The sequence below is a fragment of the Stenotrophomonas sp. ASS1 genome, assembly GCF_004346925.1.
Classification (GTDB): domain Bacteria; phylum Pseudomonadota; class Gammaproteobacteria; order Xanthomonadales; family Xanthomonadaceae; genus Stenotrophomonas; species Stenotrophomonas maltophilia_A.
This window is the reverse complement of the sequence record NZ_CP031167.1, coordinates 3,628,129-3,653,690: the sequence shown is the minus strand read 5'-3', so window position 1 is coordinate 3,653,690 and position 25,562 is coordinate 3,628,129. Positions and strand designations below refer to the sequence as shown.

Annotated in this window: 22 protein-coding genes and 1 tRNA gene; 8 read left to right on the top strand and 15 right to left on the bottom strand. The window is 66.5% G+C overall.

Annotation, left to right across the window (positions count from 1 at the left end; all coding sequences use genetic code 11):
* Window positions 1-116: 116 nt before the first annotated feature.
* From hemW to rph, 4 genes are read right to left on the bottom strand one after another with little or no spacing between them, the layout of a single operon-like run.
* Window positions 117-1,343, bottom strand: a complete 1,227-nt coding sequence (gene hemW, locus MG068_RS16925; RefSeq protein WP_132810726.1) for a radical SAM family heme chaperone HemW — start codon at window positions 1,341-1,343, stop codon at window positions 117-119.
* A 56-nt stretch (window positions 1,344-1,399) separates the two neighbouring features.
* Window positions 1,400-1,996, bottom strand: coding sequence for an RdgB/HAM1 family non-canonical purine NTP pyrophosphatase (gene rdgB / locus MG068_RS16920; RefSeq protein WP_014038346.1), 597 nt, complete (start codon window positions 1,994-1,996; stop codon window positions 1,400-1,402).
* Window positions 1,993-2,382, bottom strand: coding sequence for a VOC family protein (locus MG068_RS16915; protein ID WP_032956062.1), 390 nt, complete (start codon window positions 2,380-2,382; stop codon window positions 1,993-1,995). Before MG068_RS16915 ends, rdgB begins: the two co-directional genes overlap by 4 nt.
* Window positions 2,379-3,104: a ribonuclease PH gene (gene rph / locus MG068_RS16910; RefSeq protein ID WP_012512000.1), complete on the bottom strand. Its 726-nt coding sequence runs from the start codon at window positions 3,102-3,104 to the stop codon at window positions 2,379-2,381. Before rph ends, MG068_RS16915 begins: the two co-directional genes overlap by 4 nt.
* Before the next feature lie 124 nt (window positions 3,105-3,228).
* On the opposite strand from rph, the gene MG068_RS16905 reads away from it, so the two are divergent.
* Entirely contained in the window at window positions 3,229-4,089 is an 861-nt protein-coding gene (locus MG068_RS16905; protein ID WP_071228188.1) for a YicC/YloC family endoribonuclease, read from the top strand.
* Window positions 4,090-4,114: 25 nt separating this feature from the next.
* Here the strand turns inward: MG068_RS16905 and MG068_RS16900 are convergent, their stop codons facing one another.
* The 10 genes from MG068_RS16900 to fdnG form a co-directional block, all read right to left on the bottom strand.
* A complete protein-coding gene (locus MG068_RS16900) occupies window positions 4,115-4,768 on the bottom strand; it encodes a nucleotidyl transferase AbiEii/AbiGii toxin family protein (protein ID WP_132810725.1) in 654 nt (217 codons plus the stop codon).
* On the bottom strand, window positions 4,765-5,256 hold the full coding sequence (locus tag MG068_RS16895) for a helix-turn-helix domain-containing protein (RefSeq protein WP_132810724.1): 492 nt from the start codon (window positions 5,254-5,256) through the stop codon (window positions 4,765-4,767). The genes MG068_RS16900 and MG068_RS16895 overlap by 4 nt, the downstream gene beginning before the upstream one ends.
* A gap of 70 nt (window positions 5,257-5,326) precedes the next feature.
* Complete coding sequence (gene selD, locus MG068_RS16890; RefSeq protein ID WP_132810723.1) at window positions 5,327-6,406, bottom strand: selenide, water dikinase SelD; 1,080 nt, start codon at window positions 6,404-6,406, stop codon at window positions 5,327-5,329.
* Between the two features lie 26 nt (window positions 6,407-6,432).
* Window positions 6,433-6,528, bottom strand: a tRNA-Sec gene (locus MG068_RS16885).
* A 24-nt stretch (window positions 6,529-6,552) separates the two neighbouring features.
* The gene (gene selB / locus MG068_RS16880) at window positions 6,553-8,484 is read right to left on the bottom strand and encodes a selenocysteine-specific translation elongation factor (RefSeq protein WP_132810722.1); all 1,932 of its coding nucleotides are present in this window, start codon (window positions 8,482-8,484) and stop codon (window positions 6,553-6,555) included.
* Window positions 8,481-9,905 (bottom strand): L-seryl-tRNA(Sec) selenium transferase, encoded by a 1,425-nt coding sequence (selA, locus tag MG068_RS16875; protein WP_132810721.1) that lies wholly within the window; start codon window positions 9,903-9,905, stop codon window positions 8,481-8,483. The genes selB and selA overlap by 4 nt, the downstream gene beginning before the upstream one ends.
* 4 nt (window positions 9,906-9,909) lie before the next feature.
* Window positions 9,910-10,893 (bottom strand): formate dehydrogenase accessory protein FdhE, encoded by a 984-nt coding sequence (fdhE, locus tag MG068_RS16870; RefSeq protein WP_049400727.1) that lies wholly within the window; start codon window positions 10,891-10,893, stop codon window positions 9,910-9,912.
* Between the two features lie 474 nt (window positions 10,894-11,367).
* A complete protein-coding gene (locus tag MG068_RS16865; RefSeq protein WP_071228193.1) occupies window positions 11,368-12,015 on the bottom strand; it encodes a formate dehydrogenase subunit gamma in 648 nt (215 codons plus the stop codon).
* The gene (fdxH, locus tag MG068_RS16860; protein WP_012481154.1) at window positions 12,012-12,929 is read right to left on the bottom strand and encodes a formate dehydrogenase subunit beta; all 918 of its coding nucleotides are present in this window, start codon (window positions 12,927-12,929) and stop codon (window positions 12,012-12,014) included. Before fdxH ends, MG068_RS16865 begins: the two co-directional genes overlap by 4 nt.
* A 10-nt stretch (window positions 12,930-12,939) precedes the next feature.
* A complete protein-coding gene (gene fdnG / locus MG068_RS16855; RefSeq protein WP_165929942.1) occupies window positions 12,940-16,008 on the bottom strand; it encodes a formate dehydrogenase-N subunit alpha in 3,069 nt (1,022 codons plus the stop codon).
* 290 nt (window positions 16,009-16,298) lie between these two features.
* Between fdnG and gmk the strand changes: the two genes are divergently transcribed.
* The 5 genes from gmk (at window position 16,299) to recG (ending at window position 22,326) form a co-directional block, all read left to right on the top strand.
* Window positions 16,299-16,964, top strand: coding sequence for a guanylate kinase (gene gmk, locus MG068_RS16845; protein WP_014038334.1), 666 nt, complete (start codon window positions 16,299-16,301; stop codon window positions 16,962-16,964).
* Between the two features lie 110 nt (window positions 16,965-17,074).
* A complete protein-coding gene (gene rpoZ / locus MG068_RS16840; protein ID WP_005410877.1) occupies window positions 17,075-17,374 on the top strand; it encodes a DNA-directed RNA polymerase subunit omega in 300 nt (99 codons plus the stop codon).
* Between the two features lie 106 nt (window positions 17,375-17,480).
* Entirely contained in the window at window positions 17,481-19,643 is a 2,163-nt protein-coding gene (locus MG068_RS16835; RefSeq protein ID WP_019661980.1) for a RelA/SpoT family protein, read from the top strand.
* 177 nt (window positions 19,644-19,820) lie between these two features.
* Window positions 19,821-20,207 (top strand): RidA family protein, encoded by a 387-nt coding sequence (locus MG068_RS16830; protein WP_005410875.1) that lies wholly within the window; start codon window positions 19,821-19,823, stop codon window positions 20,205-20,207.
* 7 nt (window positions 20,208-20,214) lie between these two features.
* Window positions 20,215-22,326 carry an ATP-dependent DNA helicase RecG gene (gene recG / locus MG068_RS16825; protein ID WP_132810719.1) on the top strand — a complete coding sequence of 704 codons (2,112 nt, stop codon included), beginning with the start codon at window positions 20,215-20,217 and terminating at the stop codon, window positions 22,324-22,326.
* Window positions 22,327-22,470: 144 nt separating this feature from the next.
* Here the strand turns inward: recG and MG068_RS16820 are convergent, their stop codons facing one another.
* Window positions 22,471-23,799, bottom strand: coding sequence for a Fic family protein (locus MG068_RS16820; RefSeq protein WP_132810718.1), 1,329 nt, complete (start codon window positions 23,797-23,799; stop codon window positions 22,471-22,473).
* Window positions 23,800-24,024: 225 nt separating this feature from the next.
* Here MG068_RS16820 and MG068_RS16815 point away from each other — a divergent pair, with 225 nt between their 5' ends.
* Complete coding sequence (locus tag MG068_RS16815; RefSeq protein ID WP_032127836.1) at window positions 24,025-24,963, top strand: nucleoside hydrolase; 939 nt, start codon at window positions 24,025-24,027, stop codon at window positions 24,961-24,963.
* 88 nt (window positions 24,964-25,051) lie between these two features.
* Entirely contained in the window at window positions 25,052-25,294 is a 243-nt protein-coding gene (locus MG068_RS16810; RefSeq protein ID WP_005410871.1) for a type B 50S ribosomal protein L31, read from the top strand.
* The last annotated feature ends 268 nt before the right edge of the window (window positions 25,295-25,562 follow it).

The window sequence follows — 25,562 nt, the reverse complement described above, 5'->3', positions numbered from 1 at the left end:
CATCCCGTTCGCCAGGCATGGCCAGACCGATGAACGGTAGTGCCGGCCGCTGGCCGGCAATCCGCGCCGATCGAGCTGCCGGCCAGCGGCCGGCACTACCCCCTGTCAGGCGAGGATCACTCCTCCAGGAACAGGCTCACCACATCGTTGGTGAAACGGCGGCCCAGTTCGGTCGGCTGCACATGGCCATCGGTCACGTCCAGCCAGCCGCGCTGCACGGCCTCGGCCAGCGGTGCATCCAGCACGCTGCGCGACAGCCCGGTACGCGACTCGAAATCGCGCAGGCCGAAGCCTTCGTGCAGGCGCAGCAGATTCAGCATGTACTCGAAGGGCAGGCGCTCAGGCGCGATCACATCGTCACCCCCGAACGAGGCCGGGGTGCCCGCGCTGTCCAGATAAGCCTGCGGATGCTTCAGCTTCCAGCGTCGCAGCACGTGTTCCTCGGCGCCCGAGCTGATCTTGCCGTGCGCGCCGGCACCGATGCCCAGGTAATCGCCGAAGCGCCAGTAGTTCAGGTTGTGCGCGCTCTGCCGGCCAGCGCGTGCGTAGGCGCTCACCTCGTACTGGCCGAAACCGGCCTGCGCCAGCAGCGCCTGGCAGTGTTCCTGCATGTCCCAGGCGTTGTCTTCATCGGGAATGCCCTGCGGCGGCCGCGCGAAGAACACCGTGTTCGGTTCCAGGGTCAGCTGGTAGTGCGAGATGTGTGGCGGCTGCAGCGCGAACGCGCGTTCCAGATCAGCCTCGGCACCGGCCAGGGTCTGTTCCGGCAGCGCGTACATCAGGTCGATGTTGAAGTTGTCGTAACCCGCGTCCTGCGCCATCTTCACCGCGCGCTCGGCTTCGCCACTGTCGTGGATGCGGCCCAGGCGCTTGAGCATCGCATCGTCGAAACTCTGGATACCGAAGCTGAGGCGATTGACGCCGGCCGCGCGATAGCGGTCGAAGCGGCCATGCTCGGCGGTGCCCGGGTTGGTTTCCAGGGTGATTTCGGCATTGGGCGCGAAACGCAGGCGTGCGCTGGCCTGTTGCAGGAAACGGTCGATTGCTTCCGGCGGGAACAGGCTGGGCGTGCCGCCACCGAAGAACACGCTGTGCACCACCCGGCCCCAGACCAGCGGCAGGTCCTGGTCGAGGTCGCGCAGCAGCGCATCGATGTAGGCATCGAACGGCAGCTCGCCCTTGGCCTGGTGCGAATTGAAATCGCAGTACGGGCATTTGCGCACGCACCACGGCAGGTGCACGTACAGCGACAGCGGGGGTGGCACCAGTCGCGGCGGGCTGTCGTGGTCAGCGGAGCAGGCTTCGCCGGGCAGGTGGTTGCAGTGGTCGTGGACGTGCGGCATGGGCTTCATCGGTAGTGCCGGCCGCTGGCCAGCTTCCCTGGTTCGATCGGGTGGCGTCAGTACAGCGTCGCCAGCTGCTGCTTGAGCTGTTGCAGGGCAATGGCACGGTGGCTGATGGCGTTTTTCAGGGCCGGCTCCATCTCCGCGGCGGTCAGGCCGTGGGTGGTATCCAGGAACACCGGGTTGTAGCCGAAACCATTCGTGCCGCGCAGTTCGCGGATGATCTGGCCCTCCCAGCGACCTTCGCAGATCAGCGGCTGCGGGTCGGTGGCGTGACGCAGCAGCACGATCACCGCATAGAAGCGGGCGCCGCGCTGGCCATCGGGAACGTCGGCCATCGCCTCCAGCAGCTTGGCGTTGTTGGCCGCGGCATTGGTCGGGTGGCCGGCATAGCGCGCGCTGTAAAGGCCCGGCGCACCGCCGAGGGCATCGACGATCAGGCCGGAATCATCGGCCAGCGCCGGCAGGCCGGTCGCTTCGCAGGCCGCGCGCGCCTTCAGCAGCGCGTTCTCGACGAAGGTCAGGCCGGTCTCTTCCACGTCGCCCAGGCCCAGCTCGGCGGCCGAGGTGATCTGCAGCGGCAGGTCGGCGAGGATCTCCTGCATCTCCACCAGCTTGCCGGCGTTGTGGCTGGCCAGTACCAGTTTCTTCATTGACGGGGCTCCAGCAGGTCCCAGGTGTTGCCATACAAATCGCGGAACACCGCGACCGTTGCATAGGGTTCTTCGCGCGGCGCTTCCAGGAACTCGACCCCGGCGGCCAGCATCGCCGCGTGGTCGCGGTGGAAGTCATCGGTGTTGAGGAAGAAGGCGACGCGGCCACCGGTCTGGTTGCCGATGCGGCTGCGCTGTTCCTCGTCGCTGGCACGGGCCAGCAGCAGGGCGGCGGCACTGCCGTCGGTCGGGCCCACCACCACCCAGCGCTTGTGGCCCTGGTCGATGTCCTCCAGCAGCGCGAAGCCGAGCTTGCCGGTGTACCAGGCGATGGCTTCGTCGTAGTCGGCCACCACCAGGGTGGTCAGGGCGATGCGCCGGTTCATGCCGAAAGCGCCGCCTGCTGTGCGTCCAGCAGCTCGCGCACGCCCTTCTCGGCCAGGCCCAGCAGCGCGTCCAGTTCATCGCGGCGGAAGGCATGGCCTTCGGCGGTGCCCTGCAGCTCGATGAAGCCACCGCCGTCGTTCATCACCACGTTCATGTCGGTGTCGCAGTCGCTGTCTTCGGCGTAGTCCAGGTCCAGCACCGGGGTGCCGCGGTAGACGCCCACCGACACCGCTGCCACCGCGCCCAGGATCGGGTTGCGCTTGATGTCGCCGCGCTTCATCAGCACATTCACCGCATCGACCAGGGCCACGTAGGCGCCGGTGATGGCGGCGGTGCGGGTGCCGCCGTCGGCCTGCAGCACGTCGCAGTCGAGGGTGATGGTGCGTTCGCCCAGCGCGTTGCGGTCCACGCACGCGCGCAGGCTGCGGCCGATCAGGCGCTGGATCTCCAGCGTGCGGCCGCCCTGCTTGCCACGGGCCGCTTCACGGTCGCTGCGGGTGTGGGTGGCGCGCGGCAGCATGCCGTATTCGGCGGTCACCCAGCCTTCGCCCTTGCCGCGCAGGAAGCCCGGCACGCGGTTCTCGACGCTGGCGGTGCACAGCACACGGGTTTCACCGAAGCACACCAGCACCGAACCTTCGGCGTGGCGGGTGAAGCCGCGTTGGATGACGACCGGGCGGAGCTGGTCGGGCTGGCGGCCGCTGGGGCGGGAATCGGACATGGTGCGGGTTCCGTAATGGCGAGGGAGTACGCCGCCACGCCCGCGGCCTTCACGGGGCGGGCAAGGGGGCTCTGGTGAGGGCGCTAGGGTACCATTCCCCCTTTGCACGCACCGGACACAATCCATGATTCGAAGCATGACCGCCTATGCCGGCGGCGAGCGGGTCACCCCGTGGGGCACGCTGGGCTGCGAGCTGCGCTCGGTCAACCACCGTTTCCTGGAGGTCGGCACCCGCCTGCCCGAGGAACTGCGGGCGCTCGAACCGCAGCTGCGCGAGCGCATCGCCGCGCGCCTGAGTCGTGGCAAGCTGGATCTGGTGATGCGCCTGCGCGCGCCGGAAGCGGCCGCCAACCTGCAGGTGGACGAGGCCCTGCTGGGCCAGCTGGGCCGCCTGGCGCACCGCCTGACCTCCGATTTCCCCAACCTGCAGGTCAGCTTCACCGACCTGCTGCAGCTGCCGGGCGTGACCCGTGGCGAGGCCACCGACGCCGCCGCCCTGCAGGTCGAGGCGCTGGCGCTGCTGGATCAGGTGCTGGATGGCTTCGTCGAGGCCCGTGAGCGCGAAGGCGGCAAGTTGGCTGCGGCCATCAGCGAGCGCGTGGACGGCATCGAACGCATCGCCACCGAAGTGCGTACGCTGATTCCGGCCATTCGCGACGGCCAGCGCACCAAGCTGGCCGCACGCCTGGCCGACCTGCCGCACCCGGTCGACCCCGGCCGCGCCGAGCAGGAACTGGTGCTGTGGCTGCAGAAGCTGGACGTGGATGAAGAGCTGGACCGCCTCGGCAGCCACATCGTCGAGATCCGCCGCGTGCTCAAGCAGCGCGAGCCGGTCGGTCGCCGCCTGGACTTCCTGCTGCAGGAGTTCAACCGCGAAGCCAATACGCTGGGCTCGAAGTCGGTGGACAGCCGTACGTCCAATGCCGCGGTGGAGCTGAAGGTGCTGATCGACCAGATCCGCGAACAGGTGCAGAACATCGAGTGATGTTCTGCGCAATCGCCTGGGGGGATCACAGTCCTTCCAGGCAGTCCCCGGCTATCGCGACGCAGTGATCGAAGCCTGGCGTGTAGTCCAGCGTGTCGATGGCGTTGAACGCAATATTCAATGTCGGATGGGGATTGCGGATCTGATCAAGAAACGTTGATCGATGGCGGACCAGCGCGTGCGCGGCGGCCGCCAGCGCGTCCGGCTCGCGTTCGATGACCAGCGCAAGATCGAACAGGTCTCGGGCGGTTGTTCGATGCCCGCGATGGAACATTTTCTTGGCGATGATTTCCGCCGACGTTTCCACCCGTATGCGCTGACCATCGATCGTCCATTCCTCCCAGGCATCATCGAGAAGATTGGGGGCCGCGACGAAATCCACCTCGCCTTCCTCGAACTGCAGCTTGACCCATGCGCTGGGATCTTCGCTGTAGTCGCCGGTAAGGCTCGCGGCCACATCGCTCAAGCGGGGAGTAACGAATCCCAGATACTGGGGATTCGGCACGAAGATGTCGATGTCCTTGCTGAGTCGGTGCCGATGTCGAAACATCAGTACCGTTCCGCCGCCCAACGTCCAGAACGGATCGGTGATGCCGCCGTGGCGCCGGATCTCCCCGATGAGGACAAGCGCCCGAGGCAGCAGCGTCTGCCAGGCGCCGGCCGGCAGTTTGCGGTTCACAACCACAGGTCCTTGCGATGGGCAGAAAGTGTGTTGGCCATCTTCGCCACGTTGCGCCAGATGCGCCGTGGCGGCAGCTGCGCGCCGATTGCAGCTTCCTCGACTGCCATCACCATCATGGAGGGAGGGGCTTCATCCAGCAGGTGCGCCATCTGCGCTGCGTAGGTGGCAGGAACTTCCCCGCTGACCAGCACGCGGGCCAACTCGCCAGCCGTCAGTTCGCTCGCGTAGCTCACGTTCGCGGTTCGTGCGGCCATTTTCAGGCCTTGTTTGCGCTGCCGGTTTTCGGTAGTGGGTGCCGGAACATCCAGGCCGAGCACGGACAACAACTGGCCGACACGATTGACGCCCAGGTCGCTCAGGGTGCCCCCTTCCAGGCCGACCACGGTCTGCCGGGAAAGACCGCTGAGGTGAGCCAGTTGGCCTTGCGACAGGCCAAGCTGCTCACGGCGGGCACGAACCGCCTTGCCGATGTCGATCAGGTTCATGGCCTGAGTGTCCAATATTTTGGACATAATTCAAGTGCCCGGAAACGGTACGTTGGCAAACCTTCACATCTCAAACCACCCTGACGCCCGCCGCTCCCTCGCTCAAGCGCCCCAGCACGGCCGCCTGGCCGAACCCCGCATCGTTGAAGCAGGCCAGCACCGCATCCAACGCTTCCGGCGCACAGGACACCAGCAGGCCGCCGCTGGTCTGCGGGTCGGTCAGCAGTGGCTGCCAGTGGGCGGCCAAGCCCTCGGCGAAGCGCACCTCGGCGCCATACGAGGCCCAGTTGCGGTTGGAGGCGCCGGTTACGCAGCCGCGTTGCAGCAGGTCCAAGGTCTGCGGCAGCAGCGGCACCTGTGCACTGTCCACCTCGGCGGCCACGCCACTGGCGCGGCACACTTCCAGCAGGTGGCCGAGCAGGCCGAAGCCGGTGACGTCGGTCATGGCATGCACGCCGTCCAACGCGGCAAGGGGCAGGCCCACGCTGTTCAGGCGGGTGGTCGACTCGACCATCTGCCGGTAGCCCTCGGCATCCAGCACTTCTTTCTTCAGCGCCGACGAATACACGCCCACGCCCAACGGCTTGCCCAGCACCAGCACGTCACCGGCGCGGGCATCGGCATTGCGCTTGAGCCGTTGCGGGTCGAGCACACCGATCGCGGCCAGGCCGTAGATGGGTTCCACCGAATCGATGCTGTGGCCACCAGCCACCACGATGCCGGCATCAGCACAGGCGCGTTCGCCACCCTGCAGGATGCCGCGGATGGTGTCCTGCGGCAGGCTGTTGATCGGCATGCCGACGATGGCCAGTGCGAACAGCGGGCGCGCGCCCATCGCGTACAGGTCCGACAGCGCATTGGTGGCGGCGATGCGGCCGAAGTCGAACGGGTCGTCGACAATCGGCATGAAGAAGTCGGTGGTGGCGACGATCGCCTGCCGGTCATCGAGGCGATACACCGCGGCGTCGTCGCTGGTCTCGCGGCCGACCAGCAGTTCGACCGGTGCGGGAAGTGCCGGAACCCCGCGCAGCAGTTCGGTCAGCACACCCGGCGCGATCTTGCAGCCGCAGCCACCGCCATGCGCGAGAGACGTCAGTCGTTGCGGGGCATCGGCCGTTGAGGGGGCGGGGGGCTGCGCGTGCGTGGCCATGCCGACATCTCCTGCGGAAACACGAATGGCGGAAGGCAGCAGGAGTCGAACCTACCAGGGAACGATCGACGCCCCCTACTGGGTTTGAAGCCCAGCCGCATGCCCGGATGCGCATGCCTTCCGAAAGTATGGCGGTACCGGTGGGCTCAGTCGCGGGCTGCGTTCCACTGCAGGTCGCCGCGCGGCCGATGCCGGTCACCCACGCGTCGAGTGTAGCCAACGCGATTGAAGAACTCCAAGATCTGGATGCTGCGTTTGCGGCCCAGGCCGATGGCATCGCGGAACGCCGCTGCATCCACCGTGCCGCTGGCCTGTGACAGCTGCGCGACGATAGCAGCGAGTTCCCCAATGCGCGCGGGTGAATAGAACAAGTCCGGTATCACCTGGAACATTTCACCACGTGCGGCGGCGCGGCGCAGGACCGCGCGGACCTCGTCTTCGGCCAGTCCGGCGTCGGCGGCCAGGGTGCGCACCCACGGTGGATCGAAGCCACCGGCATGCAGTTGCGGCAGCACGCGTTCCAGCAGAAGGCGTTCGCGTTCCGGCGGTGCATGGTCATGGCCGGGCAGGCGCCACCACGCGCCCACGCGCTGCAGCGTGCCATCGGCCAGCAGATCCTGCAGCAGCGCATTCCACAGGTCGCTCGCCAGCATGGGCAGGGTGCTGCGCTGCAGGCGTCCGCTGTCGACGCCGGGTTCGTCCGGGCGTCGTTCATGCCAGCCGCGCAGCGAGGCGATCACCTGCTCGCGCAGCGCCTGCCAGTGCGAGGCGAGGATGATCACCGCGTCATCGCGGGTCGCGATGCGTCGCGCGTCCTCGGGCAGGTCGATGCGGTCGGCAGCGCGTCGGCAATAGCGTTGCAACGCGGTGAGGGGAATGCCGGCAGGTGCCTGCTGCAGCAGCGGGACAACACCGGCACCGGCCGCCAGCTGCTCCAGTGCCTCCAGCCAGGCCAGTCGTGCAGGACTGCGCCGACGCCGCTGCGGAGGATCCGGATCGAGCACGACGCCACCGCCCAGTGTGTGGGTGGCCGCTGAATCACGGGCGATGAAACGATCGCCACACATCGCGCAGACTGGTGCATCGAACACCAGCTGCACCAACTGACCATCGCCGTGGTCGTGGTCTTCCAGCAGTACTACATGGGCCTGCCGGTGCGTCGTGCCCCAGTGAATATGCAGCGGTGCCCAGTCGCGCAACGGTGCGGCCAACGCGGACAGCCGCAGGCGCACGTCGACGCGGGTAGTGGCCAGCAGCGCGCGTGGATCGGCAATCCAGTCGCCACGGCGGATGTCGTCGCGGGCGATGGCGGCCAGGTTCAGCGCGCAGCGTTGCCCAGCCATCGCGTGCTCGCTGGCCTGGTTCTGCGCATGGATGCTGCGCACGCGCACGTCGGTGGCGGCCGGCATCAGCTGCAGATGCTCACCCACCGCGGCGATGCCGCCATGCACCGCGCCGGTCACCAGCGTGCCGTGGCCGGCCAGCGAGAACACGCGGTCCACCGGCATGCGGAACAGTTCGCTGCGCAGCTCGGCCTGGCGTGTGCTGGCGTCGTCCGCCGCCCATGCGTGCAGCTGGGTACGCAGTGCGCTGATGCCGGCATCGTCGGGTGCGGTGCTGTTGCAGGCGAACAGAGGAGAATCCTGCAGCGGTGTCGCGGCCAGCAGCGCGGCAATCTCGATCTCGACCCGGGCGAGGCGTGCCGCATCCACACGGTCGATCTTGGTCAGCGCCACCGCACCACGATCCACGTCCAGCAGCTGCAGGATGGCCAGATGCTCGCGGGTCTGTGGCATCACGCCGTCGTCGGCAGCGATCACCAGCAGGGCGACATCGATACCCGTGGCGCCGGCCACCATCGTGTGCACGAAGCGCTCATGGCCTGGCACGTCGACGAAACCCAGCGTCGCAGCCGGGCCTTCGGCGTCCCTGCTTTCCACCGGGACATAGGCGTAGCCCAGTTCGATCGATATACCGCGCGTTCGCTCTTCCTGCAGGCGATCGGTTTCGATGCCGGTCAGTGCGCGTACCAGGCTGGTTTTGCCATGGTCGATATGCCCGGCGGTGCCGACGATCATGCCTGCAGCGTGCTCCACTGGGCGAGGAAGTCGGCTTCGTCGGCCGGTTCCAGGCAGCGCAGGTCCAGCCACAGCGCGTCATCGGTAATGCGGCCCAGCACGGGTCGCGGCAGCTGACGCAAGCGCTTGGCCAGGCGATCCAGTCCGCCACGGCGCGCGCTGGTAATGCGCAGTCCGGCGCTGGCCAGCTGCGCCTGTGGCTGGGCGCCGCTGCCGATCTGGCTCTGCATTGGTGACCGTTCAAGATCGTAGTCGGCCGCGAGCACGGAACGCATCGGCTGCAGCAGGCGCTGGGCCTGCACATCGATGTCCTCCTGCGTGCGTGACAGGGTGCGCAGGGTCGGCAGCCGCTGTGCCAGCAGCTCCGGCTCGCGGTACAGGGCCAGCACCGCTTCCAGTGCGGCCAGGCCCATCTTGTCCATGCGCAGTGCCCGCTTCAGCGGGTTGCGGTTGATCCGCGCGATAAGGTCGGCGCGGCCGGCGATGATGCCGGCCTGCGGACCACCCAGCAGCTTGTCGCCACTGAATGACACCAGATCGGCGCCGGTCGCCAGCGTTTCCTGCACGGTGGGCTCGTGCGGCAGGCGGAAGGCCGCCAGATCGCACAGGCTGCCACTGCCCAGGTCCACCACCAGCGGCAGGCCGTGCTCGTGCGCGATCGTTGCCATCGCTGCGGTGTCGACCTTGGCAGTGAAGCCGGTGATCGCATAGTTGCTGGCGTGTACCTCCATCAGCAGCGCGGTGCGCGCGCCGATGGCATTGGCGAAGTCGGCCGGGTGGGTGCGGTTGGTGGTGCCCACTTCCCGCAGCCGCGCGCCGGCACTGCGCATCACATCGGGAATGCGGAAGGCACCGCCGATCTCCACGAGTTCGCCGCGCGACACCACCACCTCGCGGCGGTTGGCCAGGCTGTTGAGCAGCAGCAGGACCGCCGCGGCATTGTTGTTGACCACGGTGGCGGCTTCGGCGCCGGTCAGCTCGCAGATCAATGCCCGCACCCGGGCATCGCGATCGCCGCGGCGGCCGCGGCTGATGTCGAATTCCAGGTCAACCGGCGCGGTCATCGCGCGGGTGACGGCATGCACGGCGGCATCGGGCAGCAAGGCGCGGCCGAGGTTGGTGTGCAGCACGGTGCCGGTCAGGTTGAACATCGGCTGCAGATCCTGCCGTGCGTCAGCGGCCAGTGCGGCCTCGACTGCTGCCACCAGCGCCGGGCCGTCAACCGCTTCCTGCAGCTGCGTGGCCGAGAGCTGGCCGACGCTGATACGGTCGCGCAGCACCTGCAGGTGCGAACGCAGCAGCTGGGTGATACGGCTGCGGCCGTGGCCCTCGATCAGTGCTGCCAAGGCAGGCAGACGCAGCAACCGGTCCAGCGAGGGCAGGGCAGCGGCCGATGCCGGGGTGGGGGACGCGGCTGTCATCGCCTCACTCGCCGTCGGATTGCCACAGCAGCGGATTCTGGCTGGCGCGCGCATACCCTTCCTCGCCCAGCAGCAGGTCCAGCGCTAGCGTGCCGAGGTCGTCGGCCACCGGCTCCAGCGACGGGTCTTTTTCCAGATACAGGATCTTGCGGTAGCTGTGGCAGTGGTCGCAGGTCTCGGCACGGACCGCGCTCTCGCGCACCGCCTCGCCGCTGTCGCCGTCCACATCGGCCAGGGCGCGATAGGCGATGTCCTTGCCGGCGGCACCACACTGGCTGCACTGCACGCGTACGTAGTGCCACTGGCAGGCACACAGCGAGCACGACAGGTAGCGGTAGGAGGCATAGGGCGGCCGCGCCTGCACCACGCTGACCACCGGCAGGGTGCCGCACAGCGGGCACAGCCCCGGTGCATCGGCCAGCGGCTTCAGCTCGGTGGGGCGGAAGCTGTCCGCCAGCACCGCCCAGTAGACCTGCAGCGCGTTCATCACCAGCAGCGCAGCCACCGCATCCACCGACGGCGCGTCATCACGCTCCAGCACCGCATGCGCCTGCGCATCCAGCCACCCGTCATCGGCAGCAGCAACGCGCTGCAGTTCCTGGCGGGTTTCCGCCGGCAGGCCGGCTTCTTCAGCGCAGTGCTGGCATAGCGTGCGCAGCCAGCCGCGCCAACAGCCATCCAGCTGAAGTGTGTTGGCCGGCCGCAACGGCATCCCGGCGCCGGCCGCCGCACTCGACTGCTGTGCACGCGCCTGTGCCTGAAGTTCCTCGCGTTGCTGCGGTGTCAGATCCTCCAGCAGCGCCTGCTGCGCATCGGCCAACGCCGCCAGCAGCTGCAGGTAACCACCGATGGCACTGTGTGCAGCCAGACTGCGCAGGCGGTCCGCACGTCCGGCAAACAGCGACGCGGTATCGGGCAGGATGATGCGCGGCACATCGCGCGAGGCCAGCGTCTCGATCTCACCGGGTTCAAGGATGCGTTGCGCCATGCAGGGCCAGCCAGAAGAACCAGGCTCCATCCTCGCCGTTGTCAGCGCCGGCGTCCAGCGCACAGCTGGCCATTTGAAATGGTTGGGGTCAGATCCGTTTTCCATAGGAAAACGGATCTGACCCCATCGGTTGTTGCCGTGTTCATCGTGTCGACCAAGGTCGACACCCACCAACAGCAACGCAGAACGCCGTCCCGACAGATCGCAGAACTCTGTTGAAGGCGGGGTGGGTCCGGTTGCGGGGGCGTGAGCCGCATGGGCCCGAGGCATGCCTCGGGCGGGTTGGGCAGGACGCCCAACCCCGGTCTTGCCGTGTGCGCAGGACTGCGCACACGAGCAAGCGGCGACCGAGCTTACATGGACGTACTTGCAGTGGCCCCCGCGACCGGACCCACCGCGCCATCCCTCAGGAAACCCGCTCTTGACGTTGATGTTGACGTTGATCCAGCGGGTGCAGGGCCGCAGGCCCTGCCGCTACCCCTCTTCCCGCCGTCCGCGCAGGATGTCCCGGAACCACTGCCGGTGATGCTTGTACGCCCACCCGTAGGTCACCTTGCCCTGGGTCATCGCCCGCACCGAGCCCTTGATCCAGATCGCTGCATAGATGTGCACCACGATCGCGCACACCAGCACCCAGCCGAACAGCGCATGGGCCAGCATCGCGAAGCGGATCACCCCGATCGGGAAGAAGTGGCTGAAGTACTGCCGCCAGATCACGAAGCCGGTCAGCAGCAGCGCCGACAGGCAACCGATGATCGCCCAGAACAGCAGCTTCTGGCCGGCATTGAAGCGACCCACCGGTGGCAGCTTCTCGTCCTCGTTGCGCAGTACATCGCGCATGCCGCGCATCCACTTGCCATCGTCGGCGGTCGGCAGATTGTCGCGCCACATGCGGAACGCCAGCAGCGCAAAGCCCACCACCATGGCCAGGCCGATGAACGGGTGCAGGATGCGCGTCCATGGCCCACCGCCAAACAACTGGGTCAGCGGGAACAGGGCAGGGTGGAACAACGCCAGCCCGGACAACGCGGTCAACACGAAGCAGATCGCCACAATCCAGTGATTGATGCGGGTCGGCGCGCGGTAGCGGATGATCTGCCGCGGGTGCGGGGCGTACTTCATGGCCGCTGCTCCTCTTCGATCTTCTTCGCCTCGTGCTCGGCTTCCTCTTCTTCCTCGTCATTGACCGTGTTGCGGCCGATGCCGATGTAATGCAGGAAGCCGGCGAAGGCGGTAGCGGCAATCGCCAGCACGCCCAGCGGCTTGGCCACGCCCTTCCACACCTCCACCATCGGGCTGATGCGCGGGTCCTTCGGCAGGTCGGCATACAGTTCCGGCTTGTCCACGTGCTGCAGCACGTACATCACATGGGTGCCGCCCACACCCTGCGGGTCGTACAGGCCGGCGTTCTCGTAGCCGCGCGATTTCAGGTCTTCCACGCGGCCGGCGGCATGCTCGGTCATTGCCTGCTTGCTGCCGAAGGTGATCGCGCCGGTCGGGCAGGTCTTCACGCAGGCCGGTTCCTGGCCCACCGCCACCCGGTCCGAGCACAGCGTGCACTTGTAGGCCTTGTGGTCCTTCTTGGAGATGCGCGGCACGTCGAACGGGCAACCGGTCACGCAGTAGCCGCAGCCGATGCAGTTCTCTTCCTGGAAGTCGACGATGCCGTTGGCGTACTGGATGATCGCGCCCGGCGACGGGCAGGCCTTCAGGCAGCCCGGATCGCTGCAGTGCATGCAGCCTTCCTTGCGGATCAGCCACTCCAGCTTGCCCTTCTCGTCCTCGTACTCGCGGAACTTCATCACCGTCCACGACTGTTCGCTCAGGTCGGGCGGGTTGTCGTAGCTGCCAACGCAGCTGCCGACCTCGTCGCGCAGATCATTCCACTCCATGCAGGCGACCTGGCAGGCCTTGCAGCCGATGCACTTGCTCACATCGATCAGCTTGGCGACCTGGCCGGTGTGCGCGCCACGCGCCTCCGGCGAGGGCGTGGTGGTGGCCGAGCGGCGGATGATGTCCAGGGATTGCAGTGACATGGCGTGTCTCCTACACCTTCTCGACCTTGACCAGGATGCACTTCGATTCGGGCGTCTGCGAGTTGCCGTCACCGATGGCGTTGGTCAGCGTATTGGCGATGTATCCGGGCTTGGCCGCACCGAGGAAACCCCAGTGGATCGGCACGCCCACCTGGTGCACGGTTCTGCCATCAATCTGCAGGGCCTTGATGCGCTTGGTCACCATCGCCACCGCTTCGATGTGGCCACGCTTGGAACTGACCCGCACGCGGCTGCCGTTGTTGATGCCCAGCTCGTCGGCCAGGGCCGCGCCGATCTCGACGAACTGCTCGGGCTGGATGATGGCATTGAGCTTGCCGTGCTTGGTCCAGAAGTGGAAATGCTCGGTCAGGCGGTAGGTGGTGGCCACATGCGGGAACTCGTCCGGCGAACCGATCTGTGCGCGATCGCTGGCGAACACGCGTGCCGCCGGGTTGTTCAGCGTCAGTGCCTGCCCCGGGCTGAGCGGATTGCTGCGCAGCGGGGTATCGAACGGTTCGTAGTGCTCCGGGAACGGGCCCTCGGCCATGCCAGCCTTGGCGAAGAAGCGGGCGATGCCTTCCGGGTTCATGATGAACGGGCCCATGCCCCCGGCGGGATCTTCATCGGCCTTGAAGTCCGGCACGTCCACGCTGCCCCAGTTCTTGCCGTTCCAGGCCAGCAGCGTGCGCGGCGGATCGAACGGCTGGCCGGCCACGTCGCACGAGGCGCGGTTGTACATCACCCGGCGATTGGCCGGCCACGCCCAGGCCCAGCCCAGCGTGTTGCCGATGCCGGTGGGGTCGCTGTTGTCACGTCGCGCCATCATGTTGCCGGTCGGGCCCCAGGCGCCGATGTAGATCCAGCAGCCGGAGGACGTGCTGCCGTCGTCGCGCAGGTCGCCGAACGCCGCCAGCTGCTCGCCGGCCTTGCGCACCAGCTTGGTCGGGTCCTTCGGATCGAACACGTCGGCCAGTGCCTTGCCGTTGTATTCCATCGCCAGTTCTTCCGGCGTCGGCAGTTCCGGGTTGGAGTACTTCCAGGCCAGGTCGCGCACCGGCTCCCACCACGCACCGCCGTCCTTCTCGTACATCGCTTTGATGCGATGGAACAGCTCGGACATGATCTCGATGTCGCTGCGCGCTTCGCCCGGCGGGTTGGCCCCCTTCCAGTGCCATTGCAGCCAGCGCGAGGAGTTCACCACCGCGCCGTTTTCCTCGGCGAAGGAAGTGGTCGGCAGGCGGAATACTTCGGTCTGGATCGTGCTCGGGTCAACGTCGTTCAGCGCGCCATGGTTCTGCCAGAACGCGATGGTCTCGGTTTCCAGCGGGTCCATGCTGACCATGAACTTCAGCTTGGAGAACGCGCTGATCAGCTTGCCCTTGTTCGGCGCCGAGGCCAGCGGGTTGAAGCCCTGGCAGATGTAGCCGTGGATCTTGCCCTCGTTCATCAGCTCGTACGCCTGCAGCATGTCGTACGGCTTGTCGAGCTTGGGCAGATGGTCGAAGCACCAGTTGTTGTCGGCGGTAGCGGCGTCGCCCCACCACGACTTCATCAGGCTGACGTGGAACTTCGGGTAGTTCTGCCAGAACGACATCTGGTTGGCGCGCAGCGGCTTCTGCGTGCGCTTGGCGATGTAGGCGTCGTAGTCCTGCTCGTCCTGTTTCGGCAGCGTCAGGTAGCCGGGCAGCAGGTCGGACATCAGGCCGATGTCGGTCAGGCCCTGGATGTTGGAATGCCCGCGCAAGGCGTTCATGCCACCACCGGCCACGCCGATGTTGCCCAGCAGCAGCTGCACCATGGTGCCGGCACGCACGTTCTGCGCACCGATCGAATGCTGCGTCCAGCCCAGCGCGTACAGGATGGTCATCGCCTTGTCCTTGCCGGCGGTGGACGCGATCATGTCCCAGACCTGGCGGATGCTGTCGGCGGGCGTGCCGCAGATGCGTTCGACCATCTCCACGGTGTAGCGCGCGTAGTGCTGCTTGAGCAGGTTGTAGACGCAGCGCGGGTCCTTCAGCGTCGGGTCGCTGCGCACGAAGCCATCGTCACCGTAGGCGTAGTCCCAGCTGGAACGGTCGTAGCTGCGCTTCTCCTCGTTGTAGCCCGAATACAGGCCGTCCTTGAAGGCGAATTCGTCCTTCACCAGGAACGACATGTCGGTGTAGTTCAGCACGTACTCGTGCTGGATGCGGTCCTCGGTCAACAGGTAGTTGATCAGACCGCCCAGGAACACGATGTCGGTGCCGGTACGGATCGGCGCGTACACGTCGGCCACCGCGGCCGAGCGGTTGAAGCGCGGATCGACCACGATCAGCCGGGCCTTGTTGTGTGCCTTGGCCTCGGTCACCCATTTGAACCCGCACGGGTGTGCCTCGGCGGCATTGCCACCCATGATCAGGATCAGGTCGGCATTCTTGATGTCGACCCAGTGATTCGTCATCGCACCACGGCCTAGCGTCGGGGCAAGACCTGCCACCGTCGGGCCGTGTCAGACACGTGCCTGGTTGTCGAATGCAAGCATGCCAAGGGAGCGCACGACCTTGTGGGTCAGCACCGCGGTTTCATTGCTGGTCGCCGAGGCGGCGAGCATGCCGGTGGTCAGCCAGCGGTTGACCGTCTGCCCGGCCTCGTTCTTCTGCACGAAGTTGGCATCGCGGTCTTCCTTCATCAGCCGCGCGATGCGGTCCAGCGCATCGTCCCAGCTCAGCCGCTTCCACTCGTTCGAGCCCGGTGCGCGGTACTCGGGGTAGAGCAGGCGCGACTTGCTGTGGATGATGTCGGCCAGGCCGGCACCCTTCGGGCACAGCGTGCCGCGGTTGACCGGGTGGTCCGGGTCGCCCTCGATATGGAAGATGCTCGGCTCGGCGTTCTTGGCGCCATCGCCGAGGCTGTACATCAGGATGCCGCAGGCCACCGAGCAATACGTACAGGTGTTGCGGGTCTCGGTCGCGCGGGTCAGCTTGTACTGCCTGACCTCCGCGAGCGCGATGCCGGGCGCGAAGCCCATCAATGCCAGGCTGGAGCCGACCAGGGTTGTCCCGGTCACTTTCAGGAACTGGCGGCGGCTCATCGATGGCATGCCGTTCTCCTGGGATGGCGGGGAGGCGCAGGCCTCCGGGCTGTCGTTGGGTACGGCCCGGTTATAGCACAGGCCCCCGCACGCCCATGTGGCACAAGGCCCGGCGCCTGCCGGACGGGCGCGCAACGCGGCCGCTCTGGTAAAGTTGCGTGCCCGCCCCCCGGGGAAGCGTCTGCCGGGCCTGGTTCCAGGATGTTCCGCGCAGCCCCCGCCGTCCTGGCGCGATCCTCCGCGCCGGATCTGGAACACCGAGGAAAAATTTTGCGAAATCAACCAGTTGGGTTCCGCGCATGAGCGCCCCGTCGAAGCCGTCGGACGCCGTTGCGCGCGGCACGCTGTACATCGTTGCCGCCCCTTCCGGCGCCGGCAAGAGCAGCATCGTCAATGCCACCCTGGCGCGTGACCCGCAGATCGCCCTGTCGATCTCCTTCACCTCGCGCGCGATGCGCCCGGGTGAGGTGAACGGCCAGCACTACCATTTCGTCTCTGCGGAAAAGTTCGAGGAAATGATCGCCGCCGGCGACTTCTTCGAGCATGCCTGGGTGCACGGCGACTGGAAGGGTACTGCCCGCCAGTCGGTGGAACCGCAGCTGGCCGCCGGCCAGGACGTGCTGCTGGAGATCGACTGGCAGGGCGCGCAGCAGGTGCGCCAGCTGGTGCCGGGCACGGTCACCGTGTTCATCCTGCCGCCGTCCAAGCAGGCCCTGCAGGACCGCATGCGCAAGCGCGGCCAGGACAGCGAGGCCGTCATCGCCCAGCGCCTGGGCGCGGCCCGTGACGAGATGCTGCACTTCAACGAGTTCGACTACGTCATCGTCAACGAGGTGTTCGACACCGCCGTGGACGAACTGTGCGCCATCTTCACCGCCAGCCGCCTGCGCCGGGAGGCCCAGAAGGTCCGCCACGCAGGCCTGATCCAAGCCTTGTTGACCCCCGATCCGGGCGCAACTGACTGATTCCAAAAGAATCGGGTAGGGGTTGGCTTGATTTTGTCCAGCCCCTGCCAGTACACTCCGTCCCCTTTCCCTCATTCGACTGAGCGGCCGACCGGTCGCCGGGAGCCCGTATGGCCCGCATCACCGTAGAAGATTGCCTGGAAGTCGTTAACAACCGTTTCGAACTGGTCATGATGGCTTCCAAGCGTGCCCGCCAGCTCGCCAACGGCGTGCAGGCCACGCTGGACAACAGCGAGACCGAGGACAAGCCGACCGTGCTGGCGCTGCGCGAAATCGCCGCCCGCAAGATCGACAACGCGCTGATCGACGAAGTCGAGAAGGCCGAGCGTGAGCGCGCCGAGCGCGAAGCGCTGGAGTGGGCTGCCGCGGAAGTGGTCGCCGACGAAGACATGTCCAAGAACGACGATTGATCGCATCGATCAACGTAATCGTTGGATGTGCCGAACAGCCCGCCCCGTGCGGGCTGTTTCGCATTCAGGATTTGCCGTAAACGTCGCGCTGGAATAGGCTTCGGGCATGAACCCAGGCCCCACTGCCAAGGTCGCCGCAGCCCCCGCTGCCGCCGTACCCGACTACGTCCTCCAGCTTGAACGCGCCGCCCATTACCTGCCGCCGGAACAGCTGCCGCTGTTGCGCCGTGCCTGGGAAGTCGGAGCCGCCGCACACGCCGGGCAGACGCGCAAGTCGGGCGAGCCCTATATCACCCATCCGGTTGCCGTGGCCCAGGTGCTGGCCGAGCTCGGCCTGGACGTGGAGGCGCTGATCGCCGCGATCCTGCACGACACCATCGAAGACACCCCGCTGACCCGTGAAGCGCTGGCTGCCGAGTTCGGCGAAGCCGTGGCCGAACTGGTCGACGGCGTGACCAAGCTGGACAAGCTGAAGTTCCGCGACCGCCAGGAAGCGGCCGCCGAGAGCTTCCGCAAGATGCTGCTGGCGATGTCGCGCGACCTGCGCGTGATCATGATCAAGCTGGCCGACCGTCTGCACAACATGCGCACGCTGGGCGCGCAGAGCCGCGAAGCGCGCGGCCGCATCGCCCGCGAGACGCTGGAGATCTACGCGCCCATCGCCCAGCGCCTGGGCATGAGCCTGGTCAAGAGCGAGCTGCAGAACCTCGGTTTCAAGGCGCTGTATCCGTGGCGCCACGCGATCCTGGAAAAGCACATCCGCAGCCAGCCGGTGGTCCGCCGTGAAGCGCTGGCGCAGGTGGAAGTGCAGCTGTCGCAGCGGTTGGCGAAGGAAGGCATCGAGCACCGCCTGGTCAGCCGCATCAAGACCCCGTGGAGCATCTACAACAAGATGCGCGACGAGAACAAAACCTTCGACCAGGTGATGGACGTGTTCGGCTTCCGCCTGGTGGTGCGCAGCGTGCCCAGCTGCTACCACGCGCTGGGTTCGGTGCATGCCACGTTCAAGCCGCTGGATGGGCGTTTCCGCGATTTCATCGCCATTCCCAAGGCCAACGGTTACCAGTCGCTGCATACGGTGCTGTTCGGGCCGTATGGTTCGCCCATCGAAGTGCAGATCCGCACCGAAGAGATGGACCTGATCGCCGAACGTGGCGTGGCCGCGCACTGGACCTACAAGTTCGGCGGCGATTCACCGAACAGCGCGCAGAGCCGCGCACACGCCTGGATCGTTGAGCTGATCGACTCGCAGCGTGCCGCCGGTTCCTCGCTGGAGTTCCTCGACAACGTCAAGGTCGACCTGTTCCCGGACGAGGTCTACCTGTTCACCCCGAAGGGCAAGATCCTGGCCCTGCCGCGCAATTCCACCGCGCTGGACTTCGCCTACGCCGTGCATACCGACGTCGGCAACATGGCCGTGGCCTCGCGCGTGGACAAGAAGCTGGTGCCGTTGCGCACCAAGCTGGTGTCGGGCCAGTCGGTGGAGATCATCACCGCGCGCTCGGCCACGCCGAAACCGCAGTGGCTGGAATTCGTGGTTACCAGCAAGGCGCGCACCGCCATCCGCCACCAGCTCAAGCAGCTGGAGCACGAAGACGCCGTGCAGCTCGGCCACCGCATGCTCGACCGTGCGCTGGAGGCGATGGATTCGTCGCTGGAGCGGCTGCCGAAGGGGCGCCTGGATGCGTTCCTGGCCGAGCACCGCTTCCCGCGCCTGGAGGCGCTGCTGGCCGAGGTCGCACTGGGCAACTGGATGCCGACGCAGGCTGCACAGGCGCTGATGGCCTACGCCGAACTGCGTGGCGGCCCGCATTCGCGCCACCACTCGCAGGAAAAGATCCTGATCAACGGCAGCGAGCGCGGCGTGGTCACCTTCGCCGGTTGTTGCCAGCCGATTCCGGGCGACGAGATCATGGGCTACCACACCGCCGGCAAGGGCATCGTGGTGCACCGCATGGACTGCCCGAACCTGGCCGAGCTGCGCAAGTCGCCCGAGCGCTGGGTGCCGATCGGCTGGGACACCACCGTTTCCGGCGACTACGACACCTCGCTGGTGGTGGAAGTGGAGAACGGCACCGGCGTGCTGGCGCAGCTGGCCGCCGCCATCGCGCAGAGCCATTCCAACATCGAGCGCGTGGACTACCTGGACCGTGATTTCAACGCCGCCGTGCTGGCGTTCAACATCCAGGTGCGCGACCGCAACCATCTGGCCGAAGTGATGCGCCGCCTGCGCCGCCTGTCGGTCGTGCAGTCGGTACGCCGCCAGTAATGCGAACCCGATAGTGCCGGCCGCTGGCCGGCAACTTCGCGGTGCTTCCGACGTTCATGGGTTTGCCGGCCAGCGGCCGGCACTACCGAAGCGGCGCGGTAGATCCACGCCATGCGTGGATGCGCCCCCACCCGGTACAATCACCGCTCTGTTTTCCCCCAAGCACCGGAGCGACCCATGTCCCGCCAGATCATCAACACCGAAAAGGCCCCCGCCGCCATCGGCCCGTACTCGCAGGCCGTGCGCGCCGGCAACACCGTGTACTTCTCCGGCCAGATCCCGCTCGACCCGGCCACCGGCGACATCGTCGGCGCCGGCGACGTCGAAGCACAGGCCCGCCGCGCCTTCGACAACCTCAAGGCCGTGGCCGAAGCCGCTGGTGGCTCGCTGGACAAGGTCGTGCGTCTGGGCCTGTACCTGACCGATCTGGGTGAGTTCGCCAAGGTCAACGCGGTCATGCAGGACTACTTCCAGGCCCCGTACCCGGCCCGTTCCACCATCGAAGTCTCCGGCCTGCCCAAGGGCGCCAACTTCGAGGTCGACGCGGTGATGGTCATCGACTGACCGCCACGTGGCACGCAAGGCGGCGGTCACCCCGGTCCTGTCACCGTCCGGCGAAGCATCCCTGGCGATGCTCGCCGGCGTCGGTCCGGCCGTGGCCGCCAAACTGCAGGCGCGTGGCCTGGCCACCCTGCAGGATCTCTGGCTTCATCTGCCGCTGCGCTATGAAGACCGGACCCGGCTGACCCGCATCGAAGACCTGCGCAACGGCGTGCCGGCGCAGGTGGAAGGGCGGGTGGTCGCGGTCGAGCGCGGCATGCGCTACCGGCCGATGCTGAAGGTCGCCGTGGAGGATGAAGGGCAGGGCACCCTGGTGCTGCGCTTCTTTCATTTCCGCCAGCAGCAGGTCGGCCAGTTCGCGGTCGGCAACCGGCTGCGCTGCTTCGGCACCCCCAAACCCGGCCATCTCGGCCTGGAAATCGTCCATCCCAGCTACCAGGTGCTGGGCCGCAACGACGATCCCGAACTCGGCGACCGCCTCGACCCGGTGTATCCCACCGTCGAAGGCGTTGGCCCGATGACGATGCGCAAGCTGATCGGCCAGGCCTTGGATCGCCTGCCCGAGGAAAGCACGCTGGAACTGCTGCCCAGCGGCTGGCTGGATGGCCTCGGCCTGCCGTCGCTGCGCAGCGCGTTGCTGACCGTACACCGGCCGCCGCCGGATGCCGATCTGGCCGCCTTGGCAGCAGGCACCCACCCGGCGCAGCGTCGCCTGGCGATGGAAGAGCTGCTGGCCCACCACCTCAGCCTGCGTCGCCAGCGCATCGCCTTGCAGGCACACCATGCGCCGCCGCTGGCCGGTCCCGGCAAGCTGGCCAAGGCGCTGCTGAAACAGCTGCCGTTCGCGCTGACCGGCGCCCAGGCACGCGTGTTCAAGCAGATCCGCGAGGACCTCGCGCGACCCAGCCCGATGCTGCGGCTTGTGCAGGGCGACGTCGGCTCCGGCAAGACCGTGGTCGCCGCACTGGCCGCGATGCTGGCAGTCGAGCAGGGTAAGCAGGTCGCATTGGCAGCGCCCACCGAACTGCTGGCCGAGCAGCATCTCAACAACCTGCGCGGCTGGCTGGAACCGCTCGGCGTGCGTATCGCCTGGCTGGCCGGCAAGGTCACCGGCAAGGCGCGCGCCAAGGTGATGGAGCAGGTCGCCAACGGCGAAGCGCAGGTGGTGGTCGGCACCCACGCGCTGATGCAGGAGGCGGTGGTGTTCCAGGACCTGGCCCTGGCCATCGTCGACGAACAGCACCGCTTCGGCGTGCACCAGCGGCTGGCCCTGCGCGACAAAGGCGCGGGCGGCAACAGCGTGCCGCACCAGCTGGTGATGACTGCCACGCCGATTCCACGCACGCTGGCGATGTCCGAATACGCGGATCTGGATGTGTCGGCCATTGACGAACTGCCGCCGGGCCGCACGCCGGTGCAGACCGTGGCACTCAACAACGATCGTCGTCCCGAGCTGATCGAGCGCATCGCGCTGGCCTGCCAGGAAGGGCGGCAGGTGTACTGGGTGTGCACGCTCATCGAGGAAAGCGAAGAGCTCGACGCCACCCCGGCGCAGGCCACCTACGAATCGCTGCAGGCGCTGCTGCCGGGCGTGCGCGTGGGGCTGGTGCATGGCCGTCTGAAAGCCGCCGAGAAGCTGGCGACGATGGTGGCGTTCAAGGCCGGTGAGATTGACCTGCTGGTGGCGACCACGGTCATCGAAGTGGGCGTGGACGTACCGAATGCCTCGCTGATGGTGATCGAGAATGCCGAGCGCCTCGGCTTGGCCCAGCTGCACCAGCTGCGCGGCCGCGTCGGTCGTGGTTCGGCGGTATCGCGTTGCGTGCTGCTGTACCGGGCGCCGCTTTCGCAGATGGCGCGCGAGCGCCTGCAGACCATGCGCGAAACCAATGATGGGTTCGTCATCGCCGAGAAGGATCTGGAGCTGCGTGGCCCCGGTGAACTGCTCGGTACCCGCCAGACCGGCCTGGCCGGTTTCCGCATCGCCGATCTCGCGCGCGATGCCGGCCTGCTGCCTGGCGTGCATGACCTGGCCGAGCGCCTGCTGGACCAGCAACCCGCGCTGGCCGATCGCGTGGTGCAACGCTGGATCGGCACCGCCGTGCGTTACGCCTCGGCGTAATGCCGCATTGGTGGGTGTGGACCCTGGTCCACACATCCACGCATGGCGTGGATTTACTGCGCGCCGCGCGCGTGAGTCGAGCATGGCTCGACTCTACAGACAGCGCTTTCGATCACCTTCCCGTCATCCCCGCATGGCGTAGATCTACAGCGCCAAACGTTCCGACAGACCGGGTAGCACGAGATACTCGGAGGCCTTCCCGACGCGCTCTTTGCTGACAAGCCCGGAAGCCACCAATCCGTTCAGATCCTTCAACGCGGTCGGATAGGTAATGGTGTGTGCCGCCTGGTGGCTGGCGACGGTGTAGGTCCGGTCAGGATCCTTCAGCGCGTTGGCCAGCAACGCGCGCTGACGATGATTGAGAGGCACACCGCCAAGCCGGGCGGTTCGCAGCACGCGTCGCGCTGCCTGATCCTCCGCATGCTTCCTGGCGATGTAGGCATGCAAACCCTGGATCGATTGCTCAATCGCCTCCAGTTGTTGCGCCACGAAGTAGCCAAGATCCCGGTTGTCGCTTTCGGTGTAGAGGTAGGCCCGCATGTACTTGCCTGGGGACTTCTTCAACACGCTGGAAATGGAGAAGTACTCGGTCATCCAATATCCGGCATTCATCATCGCCCAGTAGAACAGTGCGCGTGCCGTACGGCCATTGCCATCCACGAAAGGATGGTCATAGCCAATCTGGAAATGCAGTGCGATGGCCTTGGCGACAGGATGGATGAACGGTGTGCTTTCCTCATTGATGAACGTGCACAGCCGCTCGATCCGTGCGGGCACTTCCTCGGCCGGAGGAGGGATGTGCAGCAGCGTAGGTGGTGAGCCGCGATCGAAGATCGCAACGTTGTCTTCGGCGGTTCTGAAACGCCCGCTGTCGGTTGGCAGCTCCAGCGTGCCGTCGGTGAGGATGCTGTGCAGCTCCAGAATCTCGCCGGGAGTGATCGGGCGTATGCCGCGCTCGCGGATCACGTTCATTGCCACGTAGTTGTTGTAGATCATGCGCTCGGACTGGTCGCGCGGCGCACGGCCTGTGCTCAGCATTTCCTTTGCCACCGCCCGCGTGGTCGAGGCGCCCTCCAGCTGCGATGAGGTCATCGCTTCCTCGATCAGCGAGCGGATCAGGAACCGTCCTTGGCCGCTGGCGGCATCCACACCCTTCACCGAGCCTGCGGCCTCCCGATCAATGTAGTGCAGGTGCCGCTGCATTGAATCGGTAAGTGCCAGCTTGAAGGGTTGCTGCGTCTTGTCCAGCAACAGCGGTAGCGGCTTCAGCAATGCTGCGCGCGTCCACGTGATGCCCAGCCACCACTGCTCCGCGTTCAGGCCCGCCGGTGGCATCCTGTGGCGCACCTTGTCCCAGTGCTCATAGGCGCCGTTCACCTCGGGCCCGATCCGGGCGTCCAGGATGGTACCGAGGGTCTCGATGTACTTCCGTGTAAGGGTTGCCAGATCGGGAGCTGGTGTGGGCAGCTTCATGGTCGTTTTCTATAAAAAATGCATCATTTTTTATAGCAAATGATGTTGAGCGCTCCAAGCGTGCCCAATCAAAATCTGTTCATGTTCGTGAGTGGGTTGGGCGGGCCGATAATGGCGGGCAACGGATCCGACCCTCTCCCCGACACCTTTGCCGTTGGGACAGGGCGCTCTTGCAACGGTCATCATCCCGGTCCACACTTCGTTGCCGATCTGAAGACGGCAACGATGACCCACAAGATCCCCCTGTTGATCGACACCGACCCCGGTGTGGACGACGCCCTGGCCCTGCTGATGGCCTTTGCCGATGAACGGCATGACGTGGTCGCCCTGACCATCGCCGCTGGCAATGTCGGCCTGCAGTACACCGTCCGCAACGCCCTCAAGCTCTGCGACATCGTCGGCCGCGCCGACGTACCGGTGTTTGCCGGCAGCCCGGATCCCCTGCTGCATCCCTCCGTTGACGCCGCCCACGTGCATGGCCGTGACGGCTACGGCGACGTGGACCTGCCGCCGCCGAGCCGCCAGGCTGAAGCCGAGCACGCCGCACTGGCCATCCTGCGCCTGTCGCACGAGCACGCCGGTGAACTGATGCTGGTGATGCTTGGCCCGCTGACCAACCTGGCCCTGGCACTGAAGCTGGACCCGACCCTTCCCGAGCGCATCAAGCGCATCGTGGTGATGGGCGGTGCGGTCACCTGCCACGGCAACATCACCCCGGCGGCCGAATTCAACATCGCGTTCGATCCGGAAGCGGCGCACGTGGTGTTCACTTCGTTCAAGCACCTGCTGGTGTCGGACTGGGAGGCCACCGTCGCCCATGGCCTGCCGCTGCAGGATGCTGAAAAGTGGCTGCAGGCTGATTCCGATCGCGCCCGTTTCTACGAGCTGATCTCGCGCAAGACCCGTGGCCTGTCCGAGGACAGCAAGGGTGGCCGCTGGTATACCGCCGATGCGGTCGCCATGGCCTGGGCGCTGAACCCGGAAGGGCAGCTGCAGGTCGAATCGCGGCCGCTGAACGTGGAGCTGAACGGTACGTTCAGCCGCGGCGCCACCATCGTCGACTGGAACCGCCAGACCGGCCAGCCGGACAACTGCGATCTGCTGATGGCCTACGACCAGCAGCGTTTCGAGGCCCTGGTGCGCCAGGCCCTGGGCGCGGACTGAAGTCTGTTGACCCGCACCGGTTGCCCCGAGCGGCAACCGGTGCTTATAATGCCGCTCTTGACCACCAGCCCATTTACGGTGTGAGCCCATGAAGGCCGATATCCATCCGAACTACCGCGACGTCGTCTTCCATGACGTCACCTCCGATTTCAAGATCCTGACCCGCTCGACCATGGCGACGAAGGAAACCATCCAGTGGGAAGACGGCAACGAATACCCGCTGGTCAAGGTTGAAATTTCCTCTGCTTCGCACCCGTTCTACACGGGCAAGCACAAGGTCATCGACACCTCGGGCCGTATCGACAAGTTCCAGAAGCGCTACGCGCGCTGATCTGTCGATCCAGCTTCGAACCGACGGCCGCGCTCTGCGCGGCCGTTTGTTTTTCCCCAACGCCTACCCAACGGGCGTTTGGATGGACGGAACACTGCGTTCGGATGACAACGCTTTTGCCGATCCGGGCCGCTCAACGGCCGGCGTCTGGCCGCCTGTCGTATACGACTTCTGTCTAGCGCCGGGCAAATGCTGCTGTGCGATAATGGCGTGATCCCCGGCACAGGCCGAGGACGTCATTCACGTGCCTGACCAATGCGCTTGGGCA